The following is a 2282-nucleotide window of genomic DNA, read 5'->3' as shown; positions in this document are numbered from 1 at the left end:
CAGAAGAGTCAGTCGTTCGAGTACGAGCGCGCCCCGCCGCCGCCGGTCGACGCCGAAGCCCCGGCGCAGGAGCCCGTCGCCGCGGCTCCGCCCGCGCCCGAGCCGCGCGGCTTACCGGCCCCGCCGCCGCCACGGCCGCCGGCGCCGACGATGTTCCGCTGCGTGCGCGCCGACAACGACAAGGTGTATTACAGCGAGACCGGCGATACCCCGCCCTACCGCGTGCCGGCCGGCGTGCTCGGAATGCCCGGCAGCGCGCCGGGCACTCCTGAACACATATCCGCGCCGGAGGCCAGCCGGCCGCCGGTGGCCGAACCCGGCGGCGCGAACGCGCTCGCCGCGGCCTACGTCGAAGTGCGCGACCGCTGCGAGCGGCTGTCGCCGGCCGAAGCCTGCCGCGCCGTGCGCGCGCAGCTCGACGACAATCTCTCGCGCCAGCGCAGCGTCGGCCAGGCCGAGCGCACGACCCTGACCGGCGAGGCGCGCGCGCTCGCCGACAAGCTCGCCGGCTGCTGACGCAGATTCGCGCAAACCGGCCGGACGCGAGCCACGGCGCGGCCTGCAGCGATTCATCCACAGGCTTTTCCGCGCGCTTGTCCACAGCGGCTGTGGACAACCCGCGACGCGCTTATGATTTTTATAATTCAATAAAAATAAACCAACGTCCGGACGGCGCTGAGCAAGATTTGCGCAAAGCGGGCGCGACCCGCGCCATTGCTCGCGTTGCGGACGCTGTGCACAGACTTGTCACCACGCTTGTCCACAGGCCTTGTGGATAGCGCGCAGCGGCCTGGCGAAATCTTGCGCAAAGCGGACGAAAGCAAGCTGGCGCAAGGCCTGCAGCGATCTGTCCACAGGCTTGTCCGGGGTGGTTTCCACAGCTGCTGTGGACAGGCACCGCCGCGCTTCATGCACAGGCGCGCGAAGAATCCGGCGCCGCCGCCGCGATCACGGTTTGCGCAAAGCGGGCGCGGGCCGCGCCGCTGCTCGCGTTGCGGCGCCTGTACACAGGCTTGTCACCACGCTTGTCCACAGGCTCTGTGGATAGCGCGCAACGGCCTGACGATTTCTTGCGCAAAGCGGGCGCGAGCCAGGCGCCGCAAGGCCTGCAGCGATTCATCCACAGACTTGTGCGCGCGGTTTCCACAGCCGCTGTGGACAGACGCCGGTTGCGGCGGGCGCGGCGACCCGCAGTGTCGAGGCGTCGCCGCCGCAACGCGCCAGGCCGAAGCGTTCGCGAGCGTGCCGAGCCGGGAAAACGTCAGCGCGGAGCGGATTCGATCCAGGCCGTTCGCAACGGGTGGACGGCGATGTCGCGATTCGGTTTCGGCTCGCCGCAACTCGTCGCCATCGCCGTACGCCGTCGTCATTGCCGACGTCGCACCGTCATGGCAATCGCCCTCATGGCAGCAGTTGCAGCGGCGGCCGCGGCGCGTGGCGGCGCTCGTGATCTAGCAGCCAGCGCTTGGTCGGCAACCCGCCGCCGAAGCCGGTCAGGCTACCGTTGCTGCCGATCACGCGATGGCAGGGCACGATGATCGGCAGCGGATTCGCGCCGTTGGCCGCGCCGACGGCGCGGCTCGCGTTGGGCCGGGCCAGCCGCCGCGCGAGCTCGCCGTAGCTGATCGTCTCGCCGAGCGGAATTTCGCAGAGTGCGTTCCAGACTTCGTGCTGGAACGGCGTGCCCTGCGCGTCGCGCGCGAAATCCAGGGCCAGGCAGTCGCCGGCGAAATACGCCCGCAGCTGGGCCGCAGCGTCGGCCAGCCGCGCTGCGTCGCGCGGTAGTCCGACGTCGGGCATCATCACGCGGCCGTTGTGCGGAAACTCGATGGTGCGCACGCCGCGCGGACTCGCGATCAGCAGCAGCGGCCCTATCGGCGTGTCGACGATGTCGTAGGCCAGGTCCTCGTACATGGAAATTCTCCGTGGTCGGGCCTCAGGCGGCGCGCCAGAGCAGCAGCACCGCGTAGGCGCGGTAGGGCCGCCAGGCCTGGCTCGCGAGCTCGAGTTCCCTCGCGCTGAGCGTGGTGCCGGGCCGCAGCACCTTGCGCAGCACGATGTCGGCGGCCGGGAACGCGTCGCTGTCGCACAGCGCGCGCATGGCCATGTAGTGCGCCGTCCACGGCCCTATGCCGCGCACGGCCGTGCAGCGCTCGACGAAGCGCGCGCCGCCCTGGGCCGGATCGAAATCGACCGCGCCGCCGGCGACGGCCTCGGCCAGCGCGCGCAGCGTCGCGATGCGCGCGCCGGTCAATCCGAGACCGTCCAGATCGGCCGCGGCG

At 70.9% G+C, this 2282-nt stretch carries 3 protein-coding genes; 1 reads left to right on the top strand and 2 read right to left on the bottom strand.

The window, feature by feature from the left end; genetic code table 11:
* A partial coding sequence (locus tag NON22_RS23325) for a hypothetical protein (RefSeq protein ID WP_257389381.1) occupies positions 1-516 on the top strand: 516 nt, incomplete at its 5' end.
* A gap of 885 nt (positions 517-1401) precedes the next feature.
* Here NON22_RS23325 and NON22_RS23320 read toward each other — a convergent pair.
* Both NON22_RS23320 and NON22_RS23315 read right to left on the bottom strand, forming a co-directional pair.
* Positions 1402-1914 (bottom strand): methylated-DNA--[protein]-cysteine S-methyltransferase, encoded by a 513-nt coding sequence (locus NON22_RS23320; protein WP_257389380.1) that lies wholly within the window; start codon positions 1912-1914, stop codon positions 1402-1404.
* A 22-nt stretch (positions 1915-1936) separates the two neighbouring features.
* The coding region (locus tag NON22_RS23315) for a DNA-3-methyladenine glycosylase family protein (RefSeq protein WP_425508026.1) at positions 1937-2282 on the bottom strand (346 nt) is incomplete at its 5' end.

Origin of the sequence: Tahibacter caeni (assembly GCF_024609805.1) — a bacterium.
Lineage (GTDB): Bacteria > Pseudomonadota > Gammaproteobacteria > Xanthomonadales > Rhodanobacteraceae > Tahibacter > Tahibacter caeni.
This window is presented reverse-complemented; position numbering and strand designations above follow the sequence as displayed.